At 60.2% G+C, this 19,350-nt stretch carries 14 protein-coding genes; 6 read left to right on the top strand and 8 right to left on the bottom strand.

Annotated features, from left to right (window positions below):
• Positions 1-16 precede the first annotated feature (16 nt).
• Together DDD64_RS05340 and DDD64_RS05335 are read left to right on the top strand one after the other, a co-directional pair.
• A complete protein-coding gene (locus tag DDD64_RS05340; protein ID WP_126135369.1) occupies positions 17-799 on the top strand; it encodes an LOG family protein in 783 nt (260 codons plus the stop codon).
• Between the two features lie 55 nt (positions 800-854).
• Positions 855-1,022, top strand: a complete 168-nt coding sequence (locus DDD64_RS05335) for a DUF3117 domain-containing protein (protein ID WP_016442993.1) — start codon at positions 855-857, stop codon at positions 1,020-1,022.
• Positions 1,023-1,249: 227 nt separating this feature from the next.
• Here the strand turns inward: DDD64_RS05335 and DDD64_RS05330 are convergent, their stop codons facing one another.
• The 5 genes from DDD64_RS05330 to DDD64_RS05310 are packed head-to-tail and all read right to left on the bottom strand — an operon-like array spanning position 1,250 to position 6,545.
• The gene (locus tag DDD64_RS05330; RefSeq protein WP_016442992.1) at positions 1,250-1,873 is read right to left on the bottom strand and encodes an O-methyltransferase; all 624 of its coding nucleotides are present in this window, start codon (positions 1,871-1,873) and stop codon (positions 1,250-1,252) included.
• Between the two features lie 57 nt (positions 1,874-1,930).
• A complete protein-coding gene (locus DDD64_RS05325; protein ID WP_016442991.1) occupies positions 1,931-3,088 on the bottom strand; it encodes an Mrp/NBP35 family ATP-binding protein in 1,158 nt (385 codons plus the stop codon).
• Complete coding sequence (locus tag DDD64_RS05320) at positions 3,075-3,722, bottom strand: DUF1003 domain-containing protein (protein ID WP_126135368.1); 648 nt, start codon at positions 3,720-3,722, stop codon at positions 3,075-3,077. The genes DDD64_RS05325 and DDD64_RS05320 overlap by 14 nt, the downstream gene beginning before the upstream one ends.
• Entirely contained in the window at positions 3,715-5,019 is a 1,305-nt protein-coding gene (locus DDD64_RS05315; protein WP_126135367.1) for a magnesium transporter MgtE N-terminal domain-containing protein, read from the bottom strand. Before DDD64_RS05315 ends, DDD64_RS05320 begins: the two co-directional genes overlap by 8 nt.
• Complete coding sequence (locus DDD64_RS05310) at positions 5,019-6,545, bottom strand: aminopeptidase P family protein (protein ID WP_126135366.1); 1,527 nt, start codon at positions 6,543-6,545, stop codon at positions 5,019-5,021. Before DDD64_RS05310 ends, DDD64_RS05315 begins: the two co-directional genes overlap by 1 nt.
• A gap of 58 nt (positions 6,546-6,603) precedes the next feature.
• Between DDD64_RS05310 and DDD64_RS05305 the strand changes: the two genes are divergently transcribed.
• Entirely contained in the window at positions 6,604-7,443 is an 840-nt protein-coding gene (locus DDD64_RS05305) for a PHP domain-containing protein (protein WP_126135365.1), read from the top strand.
• A 216-nt stretch (positions 7,444-7,659) separates the two neighbouring features.
• Positions 7,660-8,286 carry a MarC family protein gene (locus DDD64_RS05300; RefSeq protein WP_016442986.1) on the top strand — a complete coding sequence of 209 codons (627 nt, stop codon included), beginning with the start codon at positions 7,660-7,662 and terminating at the stop codon, positions 8,284-8,286.
• Between the two features lie 96 nt (positions 8,287-8,382).
• Here the strand turns inward: DDD64_RS05300 and DDD64_RS05295 are convergent, their stop codons facing one another.
• Together DDD64_RS05295 and DDD64_RS05290 are read right to left on the bottom strand one after the other, a co-directional pair.
• Positions 8,383-10,059 carry a DEAD/DEAH box helicase gene (locus DDD64_RS05295; protein WP_126135364.1) on the bottom strand — a complete coding sequence of 559 codons (1,677 nt, stop codon included), beginning with the start codon at positions 10,057-10,059 and terminating at the stop codon, positions 8,383-8,385.
• Positions 10,060-10,478: 419 nt separating this feature from the next.
• Positions 10,479-10,703 (bottom strand): DUF3107 domain-containing protein, encoded by a 225-nt coding sequence (locus tag DDD64_RS05290; protein ID WP_016442984.1) that lies wholly within the window; start codon positions 10,701-10,703, stop codon positions 10,479-10,481.
• A gap of 171 nt (positions 10,704-10,874) precedes the next feature.
• Here DDD64_RS05290 and DDD64_RS05285 point away from each other — a divergent pair, with 171 nt between their 5' ends.
• Together DDD64_RS05285 and DDD64_RS05280 are read left to right on the top strand one after the other, a co-directional pair.
• Positions 10,875-14,333 carry an ATP-dependent DNA helicase gene (locus tag DDD64_RS05285; RefSeq protein ID WP_126135363.1) on the top strand — a complete coding sequence of 1,153 codons (3,459 nt, stop codon included), beginning with the start codon at positions 10,875-10,877 and terminating at the stop codon, positions 14,331-14,333.
• The gene (locus DDD64_RS05280; RefSeq protein WP_126135362.1) at positions 14,330-18,196 is read left to right on the top strand and encodes an ATP-dependent helicase; all 3,867 of its coding nucleotides are present in this window, start codon (positions 14,330-14,332) and stop codon (positions 18,194-18,196) included. Before DDD64_RS05285 ends, DDD64_RS05280 begins: the two co-directional genes overlap by 4 nt.
• On the opposite strand, the gene DDD64_RS05275 is transcribed toward DDD64_RS05280, so the two are convergent.
• A complete protein-coding gene (locus DDD64_RS05275; protein WP_126135361.1) occupies positions 18,144-19,202 on the bottom strand; it encodes a phosphotransferase in 1,059 nt (352 codons plus the stop codon). The two genes, DDD64_RS05280 and DDD64_RS05275, sit on opposite strands and share 53 nt — an antisense overlap.
• Positions 19,203-19,350 lie beyond the last annotated feature (148 nt).

The following is a 19,350-nucleotide window of genomic DNA, read 5'->3' as shown; positions in this document are numbered from 1 at the left end:
AAGGACAATAGAAACCATGAATACACGCGACTATCGGCGCGGGGCACAAACCCGGCGCGGCACCCAGATTCCGCCCGTCACCGCGGATACCAAGCTGCTCTCCAACCAGAGCAACGGGGACTGGACCCTCAGCGACCCGTGGCGAGTACTGCGCATCCAATCCGAATTCGTGGAAGGATTCGGGGCGCTCGCCCACGTGCCACCCTGCGTTTCGATTTTTGGATCCGCTCGCATCGCGCGCCAGTCACGTTACTACCGGGTGGCCGAAGAAGCAGCCAATATTCTTAGCCAGCAGGGCTTCGGGATTATTACCGGTGGCGGGCCGGGGATCATGGAAGCCGCTAATAAAGGCGCCGCAGCGAATGACGGCCTCTCCATCGGCCTGGGAATTGAACTCCCGCACGAACAGGGGCTCAACGAATACGTCAATCTCGGCATTGAATTCCGGTATTTCTTCGTGCGTAAAACAATGTTCCTTAAGTACTCTCAAGGTTTCGTGGTCCTCCCCGGTGGTTTCGGTACCCTCGATGAACTATTCGAAGCCCTCACCCTGGTACAAACAGGGAAAGTCGCCGGATTCCCGGTGGTGCTGGTGGGCAGCGACTTCTGGGGTGGTCTCGTGGAGTGGATCCGCGGGCGCCTGGTGAGTGAAGGTATGATTTCGCCCGCAGATCCGAACATTTTTACCGTGGTGGATACCGCCCGCGAAGCTGTCGACGCTCTTATCGCAGGTCAGAGGTCTCTCACTGCCGAACAAGCCACGCGACAAGCTCGCCGCGAACAGGTGGCAGACTTCTAGTAGAATTAGGGGTGACGTTAGTCGCATAGTTGCGGCGAACAGGAAGGAAACCACTATGGCAGCTATGAAGCCACGCACGGGTGATGGGCCGCTGGAAGTCGAACGTGAAGCACGCGGAATCGTGGTCCGCATCCCGGTGGATGGCGGCGGACGCCTCGTCCTGGAACTCAACGATGAAGAATGCGTGAGTCTCAAAGAAGCTCTCGCAAGCGTGGAGAAGTAACCACCACCGACGTATCTGCATCTACTACCGATCCGGGGGCCAGCCGGCAGGCGCGGCCCCCGGATACATGCGCGCTTGCATACCTGAGCACCGCGGCGACAAGGCGGGCGGCTAGCCAGCCGGCTACCCCAGCAAATTAACCGGCTACCGGCCAACTAGCCAGCGCTATCAGCTAACTAGCAGCCGGCTACCGGCCAAAAAATCTGTGTAAACGAAGAATCGCCCGGTTAGCGCAACCGGCAGACCAGCACACCATCGCCCAGAGGCACCAGGCTGGTATCGAGTTCTTCGGCTTGCATAAGCGCCTTGATGAGATGGCGAATCGCCACCACGGGTTCTTCGCGGCGCGCTGGGTCAGCGACCTTACCGCCCTGGAGAGCGCCAGCCACCACCAGGAGGCCCCCGGGTCGCAAAATCCGCAAAGCTTCTTCGCAGTCACCGGCCGCCTCAAGAGGATCGCCGTCGACAAGCACCATATCGTAGGAGTGGGCCGCCAGCCGCGGCAAAATATCAGCACTGCGCCCGTTAATAATGCGTACTTTCCCGGGGCGGGCCCCGGCTCGGGCGAAGAGCGAACGTGCCACATGTTGAGCTTCGGACTCCACGTCAATCGTGGTCAGGTGAATATCCCCGGCGCGCAGCAGGTAAAGACCGGACACTCCGCTGCCCGTCCCGATTTCCACCGCGTTGGTCACTTTCGCGCAGGCAGCCAGCACCGTGAGGAAGTTGCCGCAGGCCGGACTCACGCACCGGATAGAGAATTCAGCGGCGGTGGCGCGGGCCGCCCGGGTAATATCTCCTTCGATAACGGCATCTTCAGCGTATGTCCACGCCAGGGTCCGATCGGACATAAGCCTCCTCCATAACAGGGATCGTGCGCAGCAGTGTTTCTATCATAGTGTGCGGTGTCATTCCGCGGGAAATGCGCGCCGCGGTAGCTCGTGGATACGTGCCGCGAGGGCGCGCAGCATATCACGCGCGGGGGAGTCCACCATATCAAGGACGAATGGCGTTCCGGCATCGCAGCCCTCCCGCAGCGCCGGCTCCAGCGGAATCTGGGCGAGGAGCTCAACCGGATACCCGAGCGTTGCGCTGAGGTTCGTGGCGACGAGCTGTCCGCCACCGGAACCAAAAATAGTATTTTTTGTTCCGTCCGGTAGTTCCAGATAGGACATATTTTCGACGACGCCGATAACCGTCTGCTCCGTTTGCTTAGAAACTGCACCGGCCCGTTCAGCCACGTCCGCGGCAGCTGTTTGCGGCGTCGTTACAACGAGGATATCCGCGCGTGGCAGCATCTGTGCCAATGAAATAGCGACGTCGCCCGTCCCGGGCGGCAAATCGAGGAAAACATAATCAAGATCCCCCCAGTACACGTCCGCGAAGAATTGTTCGAGGGCTTTGTGGAGCATGGGGCCGCGCCAGACCACCGGGGTGTTACCCGGCACAAACATACCGATGGACATGACTTTCACGCCGTGCGCGACCGGGGGAATGATCATGCCGTTGAGCTGTTGGGCGGGAGTATCCACTCCCATCATCCCCGGAATGGAAAAACCGTAAATGTCGGCATCGATGAGGCCCACGCGCTGGCCGGTGGCGGCCAGCGCAACCGCGAGGTTCGCGGCTATCGAGGATTTTCCTACTCCGCCTTTCCCGGAGGCCACCGCGATAACGCGGGTGGGCGAATCGGGGCGCGCGAAAGAAATTTCCCGCGTGGTGCGCCCGCCACGCAGCTTCTGCTGCAGGTGTTGCACCTGGAGCGGGGTCATGGCACCCATCGTGATAGTAATGGTTCCCACGCCTGCGAGCGCGGCGATGGCCTCGCGTACCTCCCGTTCGATCACGTCTTGGCGCGGGCAGTGCACGGTGGTGAGAAGCACCGTCAGGGTGACGGCACCCTCCGGGCTCACCCGCAGCCCGTGAATCATATCCAGTTCGGTAATCGGGTGGCGTAATTCCGGGTCGATAACCCCGGAGAGGGCTTCCAGAACCCGATCCTTGGTGAGGGGAGGGGCCGCGGGTGAGTGCGGCACCGAATCGGAAACAGGATCACTCGTGGGCACCGGGCTCCTCCCTAGTGCGGTCAAGGTCGAGTGCGGCGCGGGCGTGGTCGTCTCCCGGATCAACGGGAACATCGCGTGCTTCGCGCTGGGCCTTGACCGCATCGAGTTCTTCTTGCAGTTCACGGATGCGTTCTTCGCGTTCGGCGGCGCGATCGATATTGCGGTCATCAAGCTCGTGGAGTAAATCGCGCAATTCTGAACGCACAAAGTCGCGGGTGGCCATATCGCCGACCGCATCGCGCAAGCCGGCAATTTCACGCATGAGGTATTCGGTATCCGCCAGGTTACGATCAGCGCGCTGGCGGTCCTGTTCGGCGCTCACCTTGTCTCGGGCATCCTGGCGGTTCTGGGCCAGCAGGATGAGGGGCGAGGCGTAAGATGCCTGTAAGGAGAGCATGAGCGTAAGCGCTGTGAAACCGAATTCGGCTGAATCGAATTGCCATTTTTCGGGGGCCATGGTGTTCCACGCCAGCCACGCCACCACGAAAATAGTCAAGTAAACCAGGAAACTTGCGGTGCCTTGGAAACGGGCAATGCTTTCCGCGGCACGCCCGGCAGCTTCCGGATCTTTGCGCCGGCGGCGCCGAAACAAGCGGCTGCGCCGTTCGAGCGGTTCATTGAAATCATTAGCCACGGTTCACCTCGTTCGTCGTGGATGCGGCGGGGGAGCCTACGGGCCTTTCCTCAGCATCAGCGCCCTCCCAGGAATCATCCATATCACGCCAATCCTCGGGGAGGAGATGGTCGAGCACGTCGTCAACGGAGACTGCCCCGAGGAGGAGTCCCTGATCCACCACCGGGACTGCGGTGAGGTTATAGGTTGCCAATTCTCGAGTGACCGAACCGATGGGGGCTTCCGGATCCACGCCTTCGGTATTCCGATCCAGAATAGAACCGAGCATCGTGGTGGGAGGTTCGCGCAGCGCCCGCTGGATATGTACCGCACCTAAATACCGCCCCGTGGGGGTTTCCAAAGGCGGGCGGCATACGAAAGCCACCGCGGCCAGGGCCGGGGGAATATCCGGGCGGGATGCCGCGGCCAGGGCCTGGGCCACCGTGTCATCCGGACCGAGGATCACCGGGTTGGGGGTCATGAGACCACCGGCGGTGCGCTCATCATAGGTGAGGAGGCGGCGCACATCTTGCGCTTCGCCTTCACTCATGGAGTCGAGGAGGATCGCTGCTGTTTCCGAGGGCAGATCGGCCATGAGGTCGGCCGCGTCGTCGGGCTGCATCACGTCCAAAACGTCACCGGCACGTTCCACATCCAAACCTGCCAGCACCGTCACGCGGTCCTCATCACCGAGTTCTTCCAGGACGTCCGCGAGCTTTTCGTCCGTGAGCTCGCGGGCGACCGATTGCATACGCTCTTCAGGTAAATCACGCAAAATTTCCGCGATATCCCAGGGCTTGAGATCCACCAGCTGGGAGACGATGGAAGCGGCACCCTGGGTGTGGCTCGCCGTGGAGAGACCAGCCACCTCACTCACCTTGAGGATTTCAGAATGGCGGGAATTCGTGCCGATTCCACGCACATACACCTGGGTGAGCCCCCATTCGCGCCCGCGCAGCGGCTCAATGGCCGCATCCACGACGCTCATGCGGATGCCGGTTTCCCGGACCACCACCTCGCGGTCAATGAGCTGAGCCATGACGAGTGTTTCCGAACTGCGTTGCTGGAAGCGCCGCATATTGAGCACACCCGTAATGATGACCTGGCCGTTGGCGATGGAGGTGACGCGAGTAATGGGCAGAAAGACCCGGCGCCGCCCCACCACATCAATGGTGAGCCCGACCGCGGAAGGTACCCCTTTGACGCGGAACACCACGACGACATCATGGACGGTACCCACCTGGTCGCCAATGGGATCGTAGACGGGGGTACCGGCCAGCCGCCCAATAAAAACGCGAGAATTTTGCGAGGTTTTCATCAGCGCTGCACCCGCGTGAACCATTCTTCGATATCGGCAATGGTCCGCGGTATATCTTCCGAGAGGCGCTCGGCGCCGTTTTCCGTGATGAGAATGTCATCTTCGATGCGCACCCCGATACCGCGGAAACGCTCGGGAACCTTGAGATCATCTTCGCGGAAGTAGAGGCCGGGTTCGATTGTGAAGACCATCCCCGGTTTCAGCTCCGCATCCAGGTACATATCCCGGCGGGCGGCCGCGCAATCATGCACATCCAAGCCGAGGTGATGGGAGGTGCCGTGCGGCATCCAACGCCGGTGATACTGACCTTCGGGAGCCAGGGACTGGGCTGCGGTGCCCGGGAGCATGCCCCACTTTTCTAGGTAAGCGGCAATAACTTCCATGGCGGCGGCATGCACATCCTTGAATTTCACACCGGGAGTACCGGCCACTTCCAAGGCTCGCTCAGCGGCCTCGAGCACAGCGTTATAGACCTCCGCCTGGTTTTCCGTGAAAGTGCCGTTGACCGGGAGAGTGCGGGTGATATCCGCGGTGTAGAGAGAATCGAGTTCCACCCCGGCATCCACGAGGATAAGATCGCCATCGCGAACTTCGCCGTCGTTCGTCATCCAATGAAGGGTATTGGCATGGTTACCGGAGGCGGCGATGGTGTCGTACCCCAGGCCGTTACCTTCTTCGCGGGCGCGGGCGAAGAACGCCCCTTCCACCACGCGCTCCCCGCGATGGTGGGCAATCGCACGCGGCAGGTTGCGAATAATCTCATCGAAACCGGAATAGGTAGCCGCCACCGCTTTGCGCATTTCCCGGACCTCGAAATCATCTTTAATGAGGCGAAGTTCGGAGAGGGCCTGGGCCAGCTCCATATCTTGAGCGGCATCTTGGGAGAGCCCGGCCGCGGCACGCAAATCGTTTACTTGCGCGGTGAGCTGCTCCGAAGCTTCCGCGAGAATCCGGAGACTCACCTGGCCTTCCCCGAGATCCTTCGCGAGGGCATCGGGTAGGTTATCGAGAGAATCAGTGGCCAAGCCGGTGGCACGGCTCACTTCCTCCAGGGAAGGACGGGCCCCCACCCAGAATTCTCCGTGGGCCGGATCCGAATAAAACTCCTCCGAGGAACGCGAGGCGCGCGGGTAGAAGTACAGGGTGACATCGTGTCCGCCTTCTTCCCGCGGGTTGAAAACAAGGACCGCGCCCGGTTCCTGTTCCCCGCCCAGACCCGTCATATGCGAGAAAGCTGAGTGAGCACGGAAGCGGTAATCGGTGTCATTAGCGCGAACTTTTGTTTCCCCGGCGGGGATAACTAGCCGTTCACCCGGGAATAGCGCAGAAAGAGCGGCGTGGCGTGCCGGCAAATAATCTGCCACTTCCGTGCGCGGTGCCGGTTCGGGCCGCGGGCCCCAATCCGAACCCATGAACTCCCGAAATTCGAGGTTACTGGGCTGCTGAGAACGGTTATTTCCGCGGGCGCGCAAGTTTTGCTGCGCAGTATCCTGATCGTGCTGTCCCTTGGTAGTCATACCGTCCATTATCGCACCCTTTGCCGACATAAAAAGCCCTAGTAAAAACCCGACTAAGCTGGAGGGCATGGCTGTTGATACCCACACTCATTCCACCGCCTCCGATTCCACGGTCACTCCACGCGAACTCGTGGAGGAAGCCGGGCGTATCGGTCTGGCCGGAATTGCGCTCACCGACCACGATACGGTGGTCGGATGGGAGGAGGCCGCCGCTGCGGCGGCCTCCTGCGGCGTCGTACTTATCCGCGGCATGGAGCTATCTACCAAATGGGAAGGGATCACCTGCCATATCCTCGGCTATCTTTTCGATCCGGAGGATCGTGCTATTCAGGAACATATCGCGACCACGCGGGCATCTCGGCTGACGCGAACCCGGGCTATCGTGGACAAACTCAGCGCGGATGTCCCCATCACCTGGGATGATGTGGTGGCTCAGACACCTCCGGGGGCTACCGTTGGGCGGCCCCATATTGCCGATGCTCTGGTAGCGGCCGGCGTCGTTCCCACCCGGAGCGCGGCTTTTACCTACTATCTTTCCGTGCGCGGGCCGTATTATGTGTCCCACTATGTGCCGCAGGCATGCGAGGCAATCAGAATGATTACAGCGGCGGGCGGCAAAGCGGTGCTGGCCCACCCGGTAGCGCCGGCGCGTAACAAAGTGGTTCCCGAACGCGCTTTTGATGAGATGGCCGCGGCCGGGCTTTTCGGGGTGGAGCTACGCCACCCCGAAAATGATCCGGAGCTGGTGCCGGGCCTGGAACGGATTGCCGCGCGGTTGCAGCTGCGCGGTTTCGGGGCGAGTGATTATCACGGGAGCGGGAAAACGAATCGGCTCGGGCAGTACACCACGAGCGCGGATATTATCGCCGAGCTGGTCGACGGCACCGCGTTGCCTGTGCTAGGTTAGAACGCGCTTCACTGCCGTAGCGTTCCGGCGGGAGCCGGGTACTCGCGAGCACCATTCCTAACTGGTGCGGGTACGGCCGTGAAAACTCTCAGGATATCTTTTCGATTATCGCGGGGATGTCTTAGGATGGTGTCGTTATAAGTCCGGCTCGGTGTAAAACCGCTCCTGCGGATGTGGAGGACCTGGTCGCCGGGGAGAATCAGGAGGTACTGCCCCGTGGCCGTCTTTGATGTCACGATCTTCTTGTCCACCTTCATGACCCTGTTCGTCATCGCTGACCCGCTGGGCAACCTCCCGGTTTTCATCGCGCTCACCGCGCGGAATACCAATAAGGAACGCAATCGCGCGGCCTGGCAGTCTGTTCTCACCTCCGCGATTGTGCTGGCGATTTTCGCGATTTTCGGTAAATACATTCTGGATTTGCTGGGTATTACCACCGCCGCCATGCAGATTTCGGGCGGTATCTTGCTGTTACTCGTCGCGCTCCAGCTCATGCAGGACGAATCCAATCCGCAAGAAGAAGAGGCGAAGGCTTCCTCGGTGAATATCGCCCTGGTTCCCATGGGGATTCCGCTACTGGCCGGTCCCGGAGCGATCGTCGCCATCATGATTAAAGTGGAGGAATCCGGCGATTCTCTGGGCGGGATCCTCGCGATTATCGCCGCCTTTATTTTGCTGCACATTATTGAATGGGTGGTTTTGCGTTTCGCTTCGCCCATGCACCGCCTCCTGGGCGAAGGCGGCACGGTATTTCTCACCCGTATTGCCGGTATGCTGCTAGCCGCGATCTCGGTGCAGCTCATTATTGCCGGAGCGGTATCTGTGTGGCCGGGCGCCGCCTAGGTTTTCTTTTCCGCACAGGTCTTAAAGCTCGTCTTAAAACTCGGCGGGCGTCTTCCGAATGTTTCCGGAGACGCCCGCCGTGTTTGTTAATCCGCTTTAGTCCAGTTTGCGGGAGAGTTTACGACGCCGCCGCTGCGTTCCTGCCTGCTCGCTAGCCGCGGGAGTTTCGGCCTGCGTGCGCGGGGTTCCGAGCCGCCGCCGGGTGCGTCCCGAAGCGCTGCGCTGCTCTTTTTCTTCGGTACGACGACGCCCGGCACCCGAGCGCTCCTCTGTTTTCGTGGCGGTGGACTTGGCACGGCGCGATTTACGAGCGGAAGACGAACGCTGCGTCCCGCCCCGCGCCCGCTGGCCGCGGTGCGCCGAGTGACGCCGGGAATTCCCGCGCCCACCTCGCGAATGGCCAGTTTCACCCAGATCCTCAATTTCTTCGGCATCCAAACCAGCTAGAACACGCTGCGATTCCGGGAGAGTGGGGCCGGCATCGGTGGGAATATCAAGATCGATATAGAGGTGATCGGAAGTGTGATACGTTTCCACCGGATCTGCCATTCCGAGATTGAGCTGTTTGCTGATCAGCGACCAGCGGGGCATATCTTCCCAATCCACGAAAGTCACCGCGGTCCCCTTGTTTCCGGCCCGACCAGTACGGCCAATGCGGTGAATATAGATCTTTTCATCTTCGGGGCACTGGTAGTTGATGACATGGGTGACATCGTCTACGTCGATACCGCGGGCGGCCACATCAGTGGCCACCAATACGTCAATCTTGCCTTTACGGAAAGCCCGCAAAGTTTGTTCCCGGGCCCCCTGGCCCAAATCCCCGTGCAGGGAACCCACCGCGAATCCACGCTCGCGTAAGGTGTCGGCAAGGCGGGCCGCATTGCGTTTGGTACGGCAGAAAATAATGGAGCGATCCCGGCCCCGGGCCTGGAGAATACGCGAAACCACCTCGTCTTTATTGAGAGCGTGGACGCGGTAGGCAACCTGGCGAATATTTTTGACGGTGGCGCTATCATCGCCGGGAGTATGGGCGCGAATATGCGTCGGTTTCGTCATGTAACGGCGTGCCATGGTAATGACGGGACCGGGCATGGTCGCGGAGAAGAGCATGGTGTGGCGGGTAGGTGGAACGGCGGAGAGGATTTTTTCGACGTCGTCCAAAAAACCGAGGTCAAGCATCTCATCGGCCTCGTCAAGAACCACGGTACGAACGTGGCTGAGCACGAGAGTGCCGTGTTTCATGAGGTCAATGATACGACCAGGGGTACCCACCACAATTTCCACGCCTTTAGCCAGCGCTTCTTGCTGGGGCTCATAGGCGCGCCCTCCGTAAATATCGACGATACGCAAGCTGCGGTGGGCGGCGGCGTTACGCAGCTCCAAAGCAACCTGTTTGGCCAGTTCACGGGTGGGTAGCACGACGAGTGCCTGGGGTTTACCCTGATCGGCTGGGCGAATAGCTTCCCAGCCTTCTTCCCCCGGCCCCACCGATACCTCGAGGAGCGGGATGCCGAAACCGAGAGTTTTACCGGTGCCGGTTTTTGCCTGCCCGATAATGTCATGACCGGTCAGGGCAACGGGGAGCGTGAGTGCCTGAATCGGGAAAGGATGGGTAATACCGTGCTCTTCCAGGGCACGAACGATGGGTTCGGAAACTCCGAAATCTGCGAAAGACTTGGTTTCAAGGCCTTCACCCGTGCCGGTGATATCGGCAGCGGGGGAGGTGTCGGTTGGTTCATGGGCGCGGGAGGAATCAATCACTCCGGAAGCCATATGCTGTCCTTTCTGCGTGCGCGAACGCGCACGAGCTAGGGGTGGGCGCAGCGATTGCGATACATGCCACATCAGCCGATTACACACTGGCGACCGAGCGCACCACCCGATGTAGCAGCCGGTCGCGACAATCCCCAGCGACCGGGCAGCTACCCATATCAATCACGCCTGGCCGTGCCGCACCTATATCCCGCTTCATGCAGGAAACGTTCCAGCTCATGTAGGAAACACCCGGTTTGAGCTGGAAACGCACTCCAGCCGGAGCGAGAAACAGGTGGCGCAGACGATCACAGGTTCCCGGCTATTCTACGGCACTAACCCGGCCTGAGCGCTGCGACCTCCCGCTCATCACAACTCCGCCCGGTGCCGAGCTGCTCTTTCCCGGAGTTTTCCGGCTAGATGCCCCCGCGACAAACCTCTTAGAGACCGAAGCCCACCCGCCGGGTATCTTGTTCGCGGATTTCCACAAAAGCAATAGCATCGGCGGGGATAGTTACCTCGCGGTTCTTCTTCGCGATGATACGCAAGGGCTTACCTTCTCCACCGAGGCTCGCATCGACAAGCGTGCGCAATTCCTCAACCGAAGCATCCGTTTCCAAAATCAGATCACGGGTAGTTTCGCGAAAACCAATGACGATTTCCATATGTTTCTCCTTAAAATCTAGGGTTGCGGAGCCGGAAGACACCGCCGCGAGCGAGCCAAATAGCTCATCTTCACGATGCCTCCACCGTAGCGGCCCCTTACGACAAAAAATTTTGTCGTAAGCCTCTCGTATGGTTAATCCTAACAACGCACCCGCGGAGAAAGGATCGTGGTGGACAGGATCGTCGAACAACTCGATGCCTCTCAGGAGGCAGCAGTCAGCGCGGCTCTGGCACGGTCCGCGGGCGGATTCGCCCCGGGCACGCTAAGCATTATTGGTGCGCCAGGAACTGGGAAAACCACTGTCCTCGCGCATATCGCGCGCGCGGCTCTCCACGAAGGAAATATTGCGGTGCTTACCCAAGATCGGCGCGCCGCAGCCCGCCTCCAACACCTGCTCACCCTAGCGGCCGGGGTGCGGCCCGAAAACCTGGAAGTGCGCACGCTTTCAGCTTTCGCCTACGCCATCGTGCAGCGCTACGCTCAAGCAATGGGGCGGGAAAAGCCTGAATTAGTCTCCGGGCCTGATGAGGACCGTATCGTGCGTGAGATTCTCAGTGATGGGTACTCCGGCATTCATTTCCCTGATTTTGTTACAGAAGATGTGCGTGATCTTCCCGGGCTTCGCCAAGAGCTGCGTAATCTCATCACTCGCGCTCGCGAACTCGGCCTGGAAGCAGGCCAGCTGGAAAGTTGGGCAGCACATAGGAGTGTGCCTGAGCTTCAATCACAGATGTGGTGTCTCGCCGCCGCGCTCATGCGCCGCTACGATGAGGTGCGCACCCTGGGAGATGCGCTGGCAGGTTCGGCCGCTAGCCCCGACCGTCTTGATCACAGCCAACTCGTCGGTGCGGCTACCCATATGCTCTCAGATTGGGAAGAACATCTGGCGGCAGCAGGGCGCACGGTTGCGGTACCGCGCCCGCACTGGGCAATGGTACTTGTCGATGATGCTCATAACGCTCCGCGTTCCATGCTCCCTCTGCTGCGAGTTATGCGGGAACACGGAACTCGAATCATCGTCGCCGGTGATCCCGATAGTGCGGTCCAAGGTTTCCGTGGCGGGGTGCATTCCCTCCCCGGTGATCTTGCCTATCCTGCTCCGCGCGGTTTGAATGCGGATCTTATTTATCTCAACATCAGGCACCGGGGCGGTCCCGTCCTTATTGGCCAAGCCCAACGCATTGAGCAGGCTCTCCCGGTGGGCGGGGGCGTGCAAGCGCACCGCGCTGCCGGGCCGGCATACGCGGAGCAGGGCAAGGGCGCCGGCGGCACGGGGGGCACAGGCGGCACAGGCGGCACAGGCGGCACGGGTAGTGTGGGAGATGCGGGAGGCACCAGCCCGGGTGCGGGCACGGAAAGCTTGCTCCCATCCGATCAACAACCTGATACAGGCACCAATCCGTGGAATGATGCACTGCGCGGGGCCAGTTTCGCCAATATGGAAGAAGAAATCGCCTACGTGGCCTCCTACCTGGAAGAAGTGCATCTGCGCACCGGGGCACCTTACGCACGGATGGCAGTTTTCACCCGTGCACGCAGCGATCATGAGGGAATCCGCGATGCCCTCGTGCGCCGGGGAATCCCGGTAGCGCCTCTGGCTAGCGATGAACCCCTCCACCGCGAACCTGCAGTCAGCGCACTATTCGATCTCATCCGCGCTGCCTTCACCCGCGGTCCGCATTCTTTCGCTACCGCTGAGGAAGTTGATATCCCGGCCTTACTTGCCTCACCTATCATCGGCATGGATCCCCTCGATATTAAACGGGTAGGTCGGTGGTTACGGGCCCAAGCCCTCCTATCAGGAGAACACGGCACAGAATCGGAGCTTTTGACCGAGGCGGTGCTGGGGAACACCGGGCCCACCGCAACTGAACTCGAAGCTCTCCGGGCCCTGCTCTCCCACATTCGGGAAGTGGGAGAAAACTGTGCGATGCAGGCGGAAGAGGTTTTATGGGCGGCATGGGAGGGTGCTGGAAAATCCGAAGAATGGCAACAACTAGCCCTCGGACATGGCCCGGATGCTGATCGGGCGAACCGGAATCTCGATGCGGTTATTTCTCTGTTCCGGGTCGCGCAACGCATGGCTGATCGTGATCCTGCCGTTCCGGTATCGATGCTCGTGGAGGAAGTGAGTTCCCAAGAACTTCCCGAAGATTCCATTGCGAGGAGCGGGGTGGAAACAGATAGCGTCTCCCTCCTCACGCCCGCTGGTGCCCAGGGGCGCGAATGGGATCATATTGTCCTCATGCACGTGGTCGATGGAGTATGGCCCAATCCGCGCCTGCGTGATTCCTTGACGGGCACCGGACTCCTAAGCGAACTTGTAACCGGGAGGCTTGCTGGCGGTGCCAGTGATGCCAGCGCGGGCGGCGTGGCAGGCGGAATCGCGATCTATCATGATTCCGCAGCGGCGGTTATCGCTGATGAGCTACGCCAATTACACTTCGCTGTCACGCGGGCCCGGTGCAGCCTTCTCGTAACCACCACGGATAGTATGGGGGATAACCCCTCGCGGTTCTTCCCTCTGCTCGGTTTTGATATCTCAGCGAATTTGATCGGAGACGGAACAAGTGCAGGAGCGGGTACCGCGGGTTCCTATCTTCCGCGCACCGTGCGCTCGCTGACGGATCTGCGCTGGGGTCTCACCCTTCCCCTCGGGCACCGGCCTCTCGTTGCGCAACCGGTTCCGCCCGCGCTCCTCAGCAGCGAGGAAACCGTGGGGGTGCTGCGCCGGGCACTGCGCGCCGGCGGAGAATCGAGCGATTTCGCGCGGGCCCAGTTGGAGGATATGCGGCGTGCCGGATTTGGCGCCGCGGATCCGCACAGCTGGATGGATGAGCTTACCACCTCAACTGAAGAATCCGTACCCGGGCCGGTTTATGTGAGTCCCTCAGCGATAGAATCACTGCTCGCCTGCCCGCTTGACGGTTTCTGTTCCGCGGTGGGACTCCGTTCAGAAGAAGGCACAGAGAGCGCCTCCATCGGTACCCTTATTCACCGCATCGCTGAGGAATTCGCAGCGGAACCGAACCAAGAAGCGATGCACGCCCGCCTGGTAGCTCTCTGGCCCGAAAAGCTATCCGAAAATCCCTCACATTACGACAAACTACTTTTCGACCAGGCCAGCGATATGGTCGATAACCTCTATATCTATCTCGATGCACACCGGGATGACACCCTCATAGGCGTGGAACACCGGATTACCCGTGACCTTTCGGGCACCCCGCCCGTTCGCGTCTCCGGTTCCATTGACCGCCTGGTCAACCGCGGCAGCGGTGCCCGGGTGATCGATCTGAAAACCGGAAAATATAAGCCCACCGCAGCTCAGGCAGATGATCACCCCCAGCTCCAGGTCTACCAATGGGCCCTCAGCGAGAAGCACAACCCGGCCGGTGCGGAACTTGTGTACGTCCACCCCCATAATTTCTTGAAGAAACAGCACAGCCCGTCCGTTCTCAGTCAAGATCCTCTTGATGAAGAGACCGCGGCCCGCGCGGAAGAGCGAGTGCGCAGCGCTGCCCAGATCGCGATCAGTGGCTTCGTACCGGTCTCTCCCAGCTTGGAAGAACCAAATGACCGGGTTCAATCCATCAGCCCACTCACCCAAGAAGGACGGATTTTCTCATGACACCTACGTCCCACGAATCTATCGACTTGCGCGGCCCGGCGGAACATAACGCCGCTTTGGAGCGCATCCTAGCCGGTCAAGAACACCCACCCACCGCGGAACAACGCCGAGTGATCACCTCCGCTGCGCCGGCCATCCTCGTGGTTGCCGGTGCGGGATCCGGAAAAACAAAAACCATGGTGGACCGGATTGCTTACCACTTGGCCTGCGGCAATGTAACTCCAGATCAGGTTCTCGGACTCACTTTCACGCGGAAAGCTGCCGGGGAGTTGGCCGAACGGGTGAATACCAGCCTGGAGAAACTCGGCCTCCTCGCGCCGGAAAGAAGCAACGCGGAAAGTGGGATGCGCAGGCCAGTCATCTCCACTTACAATTCTTTTGCCAATGACATTGCCGGGGCATATGGCATGCTGGTCGGAGCCGATCCCACCGCTCGCCTGATAACCGATGCTGAACGCGTCCAGCTCATGGATCAGCTCGTCGCTGCCCTACCCAGCAGTGCACACACCGCGGTACTCGCGGAACGCAGCCGCTCCAGCCTCATCAACGATGCCCTCACCTTCGCCCAGGGGATTCTCACTAATGGCGTGACCTTGGAAGAAGCCCGTGCTTTCCTCACCTCCCAGGATCACGCCTTGGAAACCCTGTGTGCGGACTCAACGCGCATCATGAGCGCACAATGCTGGTACCCGGATGCCTCCAAGAAGTTCGCCACTTTGAAAGCAGGAACGGCAGTCCCCAAACAACAGCAGGTAGTGCTGGGGCTCGTGGAATCCTATCTACAGCTCAAAAAGGAACTCAACGTTACCGAGTTCGCAGACCAGGTTGCTATCGCCGGTCGCATCATGACCCGATATCCCCAGATTGCTCGTGAAATATCCTCCCGGTATCGCCTGATCTTGCTCGATGAATACCAAGATACCGACGAAAATCAGGCCCAGTTCCTGCTCGGCGCACTCACCGCGAAAAAAGAAGGCTTCCTCTCTATCACGGCGGTGGGAGACCCAAACCAGGCCATCTACGGGTGGCGGGGCGCAAGTGCGGCTGCCCTCACGAATTTCGCACACCACACCACTCGCATTTTTGGGAACGTAGAAAAGCTTCAGCTTTCCACAGCGTTCCGTAATGATCGGGCTGTGCTCGCTGCTGGCAACGCCGTCGCCACTCCCTTGGAACGGGATACGTTCCTCCACGAGGACCGTGACCACCCCAATTTTCCGCCCGAGTTCAGGCCCGCACCGGCAAGCGCACGATCCGCGGGTAGCATGGGCGCTCACGCGGATATTGCGCCCCTCCGGCTGCGTGAACGTCCCGGGGCAGGGGCCGGGCGTGTCAGCGAAATTCGTACCCTACTTCGGGAAGATTCTTATCGGAGTATTGCGCGGCATATCCTCGCGGTACGCGAGCGGGTAGCAGCGGAAAATGAGGAGCGTCGCGCCCGCGGAGAAGCACCGCGTGGGGCAGAGATCGCGGTTCTGTGCCGCAAACGCTCCTATATCGATAGGATGGCCGCCGCCCTGCGAGAACTCAACAGCCATCTCACCAGGGAAGATACAGTACATCCTGGTACCACCTCGCCCCAGCCCCTAGCCTTTGAAATCGTAGGTGGGGAATCACTCGTGGCACGTCCGGAAATTATCACCCTCCGGGCCGCTCTCGGTCTAGCCGCAAACCCGGCTCGCAGCGACCTCCTCGCCCGGTTACTTGCCCACTGGAATATCGGGGTGGCCGATATTCGTGCCCTCTCGCGCTGGGCGCGCCGTTACGCGGCCGCGGCGGTAGCCCACCTGGATAGTGAAGTGCGTGCCGGTATCAATAATGGCAACGGTGCACCCGGGGGCGACGACGCACCTGAACAAGAGAGTGCACCGGCCGCTGCACAGCCCCTTCTCAACAGCCGCGATGAGGCAAATCTGGGGGAATCCCTCCATGCGCTCATGCTCCTCACTAACGGCACCGCCGCCGCGAGCGGAAACTCGGATGCGCATGAGAATGACCAAGCAGAGGGGAATACGCAGCTACCGGCACTAGCGGGGCCGGGCGAAGCTGAGCTCAGGCAAGCTGCCCGCGCCGCCCGGGCAGAATTTTCCGATATCGGATGGGAACGCCTGCGGCGTGTGAATACTACTCTCGCGTCCCTACGTTCAGGTTTGCACAACTCTTTGGGCGATCAAATTGACCGGGCTGTTCACCTCCTCGGATTAGATACCGCGGCCGCTACTCGCAGTGAAGGCGGGCAGCGGGTGCGCACCTCCATCGACCAATTCATTTCCATGGCCCGCGCATATGCGCACGGGGAAAGCCAGCGTGGCATGCGTGAATTCGTGGAATGGCTTGATGTGGTGGAAACGGAAGAACACGGCGGGGAAGAAGAATCCGGGGCGGATATTCCTCGTGTGGACAGCACGGTTGATGTCACACCCGGGGTTATCCAACTCATGACGATCCATGCTGCCAAGGGGCTGGAATGGCGTGACCTCGTCGTCGTTCCTGAACTTGTCAAAGGTGAATTCTCTGAAGTGACCGAAGGAGTGAAAGCCTGGCCGCGCAATACCGGTATTTTCCCCTATCCTTTGCGTACCGACTATCCTTACCTGCCCCAATTTACGCTCGCCGGTGCGCGCAATCTCGATAAAGTCACCGTTGCGAATACCTATGCGCGTTTCGTGGACGAATTGGCATACCATGAAAGCGAAGAGATGCGCCGCCTCGCCTACGTGGCTTTTACCCGTTCCACCCGAGAACTACTCCTGGCTGGCTACTGTTTCCGAGATGAAAGTGATGTGTCCGGCCGGGTACGCAAGGCGGAAAACACCGCAAAGAAAAACACGTCTGAAACCCTAAGCGATAGCGGAGATAACAGGCTGGAAATTGCGGCGCGCCCACCCTCGTATTTCTTGACCGCGGTGCGTGAAGCGGCTGCCCGCGGGGAGCTAGCCTTGGCTGCCTCGCCAGCTAGGGTCTCCTCCGTGCAGTTGCCGGCCGGATTCCCAGAAATTGCACCGGAAAGCTTAAGCGTGGATGAACTCATCGATATTTTCGGGGAGGATGTTGTGTACCCGCCAGCCTTAGAACCGGTGCCGCACTATTTCGAGGCACCCGATCTGCTTGCCTGGCCGCGCGACTTGGCCCGCAGCATTCCCATCGAAGCTGAAGCTCTCGATGCTGACCAGCGCGCCGAACTCACCCAGGTGGTGAGCCGACTTATCGCACGCAAACAGCAAGCGGAGACAGCCGAATACATTGAAGCCGGCGGGCATTACACCGCAACGGAGTTGGTATACCGGGCGGAACACCGAGAAGAATACCTGCTCAATAAACGCCGCCCGGTACCCCGCCAGCCCTCGCGGGCGGCTCGTTTGGGGACGATCCTGCACGAAAAGATCGCCGATAGTTACGCACGTGCTGCTGTGCTTGATATTGATAGCGAGGATCCCCTCGAGCACGACCCGGTTCTCAACGCGGAAGAAATCGCGCGCATGTATGAAAACTATGAGGCGTCCGAATGGGCCAGCTATCCGCCCCTCGCCATCGAACAGCAAATCGGCGTGGTCGTTGGGGGACACGTGGTCCACTGCGCGCTCGACGCCGTCTTCGATACTTCGCGCGTCCCCGGGCGGGCTCCGGTGACTATTGTGGACTGGAAATCCGGGCGGCGCCCCTACGGGGAAACCAAAGCTGCCCGCGAACTCCAGCTCGCTCTCTACCGGCTGGCCTGGTCCCGGGCACACGGCGTCCCCCTCGCGGATATCGACGCATCTTTCGTATACCTGCGGGGAAACAGGGCTGAGGAACTACGAGCAGGAAAGCTCAGCGAGGAGGAAATTCTGCTTCGTGCGGGTCTGCCCAATCAGGAGCCGTAACCGCAGTTTCCCCGGTCAGCTCAGCCTCCCCGCTCGCCTCGGCATCGGAAGAGCTTTCAGTGAAAGCAGGATCCGCTGCCGGGGGAGCGGGCAGCAAATCCGGTTCCTCGCGTACATCCTCGGCCAGCGCGGCGATCATCTGGACGGCGTCGTTCCTAATCTCCATGCTGCCGGTACGAATCCCGTACATGAGCCAGCGAATAATCGCGAACTCCGAGGTGAAAATAATACGGGTGTAATCTGCCTCCGAGAGCTCAACCGAGCGCGCATTCTCATACGAGGTAATAAAACTCGGCCACTGGTCATCATCGAGAACAAGCATCGCGGCTAAATCCCGAGCCGGGTCACCCACGTGTGCCTCACCAAAACCGAGCACGCTCGCAACCGAGCCGTTTGACCACAGGAAATTATCGGAAGCCACATCACCGTGGACAACTGTTTCCTCAAAATCCCACACCGCGTCGCTATCCAGCACATCCATCCAACGCTGGCGTAAAACCGTGGGAAGGGACGTTTCCTGGTCGGCTGCCTCAAGTTCGGCTCGCACCCGCTCGCGCCACTGCGCAGCCGTATAAACAGGCAAGCCGGACCGAGCCACCACATCCCGGTCAATGCTGTGAATCGCGGCAAGGGTGCGGCCCATCTCCCGCACTTCTTCCTCACCGAGGGCTTCGAAAACCAGCGCCCGCCCAAAAGGCTCCGGGTAGACCACCGCGCGGCCCCCGGTATCAGCATCGACAAAACCAGCAGGTCGCATAATATCGAAAGGCAGGCGACCGGCCCGCAATTCTTCCAAAAGCTGGGGGGCTAGGGCCGCCTCGGCTTCTAACGACGTCGCCGCCGTTCCATTTTTAGGAACTTTGACCATCCAGTGACGCCCCTGGGAATCAAGGACACAACCGGAAACAAAATCTTCCGTCTCAACAAACGGTTGGCGCGTGGAGACAATCTCGACGCCGAGAGCCCCGACGGCAAGCGCAGCAAGATAGAGCGGAGAAGTAGTCACCCCCTCAATTTATCCGAAAAATTAGCCACGTGCTTGCCCACACCCCGGCCACAGCTTGCCCACTGCTTCTATCCACACGATCACGAAACGCATCGCTCATCCACACCGGGTGAAGCAGGGGTAATTCTTGGGCGTAGGAAACTCTAGA

Source organism: Actinotignum sanguinis, assembly GCF_003957255.1.
Classification (GTDB): domain Bacteria; phylum Actinomycetota; class Actinomycetes; order Actinomycetales; family Actinomycetaceae; genus Actinotignum; species Actinotignum sanguinis.
The sequence above is the reverse complement of the archived record's forward strand: the minus strand, read 5'-3'. Positions and strand labels throughout refer to the sequence as shown.

Coding starts and splice junctions, on each gene's coding strand:
- DDD64_RS05340 (WP_126135369.1), top strand. CDS start 17: ATGAATACACGCGACTATCGGCGCGGGGCACAAACCCGGCGCGGCACC.
- DDD64_RS05335 (WP_016442993.1), top strand. CDS start 855: ATGGCAGCTATGAAGCCACGCACGGGTGATGGGCCGCTGGAAGTCGAA.
- DDD64_RS05330 (WP_016442992.1), bottom strand. CDS start 1,873: ATGTCCGATCGGACCCTGGCGTGGACATACGCTGAAGATGCCGTTATC.
- DDD64_RS05315 (WP_126135367.1), bottom strand. CDS start 5,019: ATGAAAACCTCGCAAAATTCTCGCGTTTTTATTGGGCGGCTGGCCGGT.
- DDD64_RS05310 (WP_126135366.1), bottom strand. CDS start 6,545: ATGGACGGTATGACTACCAAGGGACAGCACGATCAGGATACTGCGCAG.
- DDD64_RS05305 (WP_126135365.1), top strand. CDS start 6,604: ATGGCTGTTGATACCCACACTCATTCCACCGCCTCCGATTCCACGGTC.
- DDD64_RS05295 (WP_126135364.1), bottom strand. CDS start 10,059: ATGGCTTCCGGAGTGATTGATTCCTCCCGCGCCCATGAACCAACCGAC.
- DDD64_RS05290 (WP_016442984.1), bottom strand. CDS start 10,703: ATGGAAATCGTCATTGGTTTTCGCGAAACTACCCGTGATCTGATTTTG.
- DDD64_RS05280 (WP_126135362.1), top strand. CDS start 14,330: ATGACACCTACGTCCCACGAATCTATCGACTTGCGCGGCCCGGCGGAA.